The organism is Pseudomonas sp. A-1 (assembly GCF_004801855.1).
Lineage (GTDB): Bacteria > Pseudomonadota > Gammaproteobacteria > Pseudomonadales > Pseudomonadaceae > Geopseudomonas.
On record NZ_SSTC01000195.1, the window covers coordinates 1 to 1,919 of the forward strand.

Here is a 1,919-nt window from a genome sequence, read left to right on the forward strand (position 1 = left end):
CTGCGCGCAGCGCCGGCTGGCGCGCTGCTCGGCGAGCCGCTGCTGCACACCGCCTCGCGGCCGCAGGCCTGGCCGCAGTGGGCGCGGGCGCAGGGGCTCGATCCGGCCGGCCTCAGCCTCGGCCAGGGCTTCGAGCATCTCTACTACCTGCTGGAGGCGGCGGTGGCCGGCCTCGGCGTGGCCATCGCCCCGCAGCTCTTGGTCGCCGACGACCTGGCCGCCGGGCGGCTGGAGGCGCCGTGGGGTTTCGTCGCCACCCCGGCGCGCCTGGCGCTGTGGATGCCGGCACGCGGCGGCGACCGCCGGGCGGTGGAGCTGGCGGCGTGGCTACGCGCCGAGCTGGCGACGACCCCGTAGGGGCGAATTCATTCGCCTTTACGCGGCATTGTGGCGAATGAATTCGCCCCTACTGGTTGATGCAATGCCACTCCTGGCCGTCGGCCAGGCGCTTGCCGCTGGCGTCTTCCAGCCAGGACTCGGTCCGCAGCAGCTGGTGGCGTGCTGCGAAGCGGTAGCGCGCCCCGGCGGCGAAGCCGGCGTAGTCGAGGCGCAGGTAGCAGAGCATGTACACCGGGTCGCGGGCGAACATCGAGCCGATGTACTCCTCGAAGCGGTAGCTCGCCTCCAGGCGGTGGGCGCCGGGGCTGATCTGGAAGTAGCGACCGTCGTCGAGGCGCCGGCCGTCGAGCTTCTCGGCCATCAGCAGCTCGCCGGGTTCGGTACGCAAGTCGATCCACGCCTGCTGCGGGTCGGGGGCAGGCAGGGGGCTGGCGCAGGCGCCGAGCAGGCTCAGCGCGGCCAGCAGGAGGAGGGCGCGCATGGCGGGCTCCGGGAAGTGGGGGATCTGTGTTCAGCATAGCGTCGCACGCTGGCTGGCGGCAGATGGGGCGATCGGCTAGCGTGGTCGGCATGTCGCGCCTCTGCCTGCTCCTGCTGCTCGTCCTGCTCTCCGGCTGCTCCAGCCTCGGCTACTACGCCCAACTGGCCGGCGGCCAGTGGCAGCTGCTGGCCGCGCGCCAGCCGGTGGCCGAGCTGCTCGCCGATCCGCAGCAGCCCGCCGAGCTGCGCCAGCGCCTGACGCTGGCGCAGGATGCCCGCGACTTCGCCAGCGCGCGGCTGGCCCTGCCGGACAACCGCAGCTACCGCCTGTACGCCGACCTCAAGCGCCCCTACGTGGTGTGGAACCTGTTCGCCACGCCCGAGTTCTCCCTGGAGCCGGTGACCCACTGCTTCCCCATCGCCGGCTGCGTGGCCTACCGCGGCTGGTTCGACGAGCAGCGCGCCCGCGGCGCCGCCGCGCTGCTGCGCGTGCAGGGGCTGGACACCGCGGTGGCCGGGGTGGAGGCCTATTCCACCCTCGGCTGGTTCGACGATCCGCTGCTCGCCGGCATGCTGGCCTGGAACGATGCGCGGCTGGCGGCGCTGATCTTCCACGAGCTGGCCCACCAGCGCCTGTACCTGCCCGGCGACACCGCCTTCAACGAGTCCTACGCGCGCTTCGTCGAGGAGGAGGGCCTGCGCCAGTGGCGCCGCGCCCGCGGCCTGCCGCCGCCGCCGGCGCACCTGGAGCGCCAGCGCGAGCAGTTCGTCGCGCTGGTGATGGCCAGCCGCGCGCGCCTCGAGGCGCTGTACGCCCGCCCGCTGCCGATCGAGGCGCTGCGTGCGCTCAAGCAGGCCGAGTTCCAGCGCCTGCGCGGCGAGTATGCGGCGCTGCGCGACGGCCCCTGGCAGGGCGATGCCCGCTTCGACGCCTGGTTCGCCCGCCCGCTGAACAACGCGCGGCTGCTGCCGTTCGGCCTCTACGAGCAGTGGGTGCCGGCCTTCGCCGCGCTGTTCGCCGAGGCCGGCGGCGACTGGCCGCGCTTCCATGCGCGCGCCGCCGAGCTGGCCGCGCTGGGCGAGGGCGCGCGCCGCGAGCG

General features: G+C 74.0%; 3 protein-coding genes. 2 read left to right on the forward strand and 1 reads right to left on the reverse strand.

Going from position 1 to position 1,919, the window contains the following annotated elements:
* Nucleotides 1-357, forward strand: a 357-nt coding sequence (locus E5198_RS21030) for a LysR substrate-binding domain-containing protein (protein ID WP_256659236.1), incomplete at its 5' end; no start/stop codon positions are given.
* A gap of 49 nt (nucleotides 358-406) precedes the next feature.
* Here the strand turns inward: E5198_RS21030 and E5198_RS21035 are convergent.
* Entirely contained in the window at nucleotides 407-820 is a 414-nt protein-coding gene (locus tag E5198_RS21035) for a hypothetical protein (protein ID WP_136491844.1), read from the reverse strand.
* An 89-nt stretch (nucleotides 821-909) separates the two neighbouring features.
* On the opposite strand from E5198_RS21035, the gene E5198_RS21040 reads away from it, so the two are divergent.
* Nucleotides 910-1,919: aminopeptidase (locus E5198_RS21040; protein ID WP_372239901.1), on the forward strand; the 1,010-nt coding region annotated here is incomplete at its 3' end.

Excerpts from the sequence above, each read along its gene's own strand:
- E5198_RS21035 (WP_136491844.1), bottom strand. The coding sequence starts at position 820 with ATGCGCGCCCTCCTCCTGCTGGCCGCGCTGAGCCTGCTCGGCGCCTGC.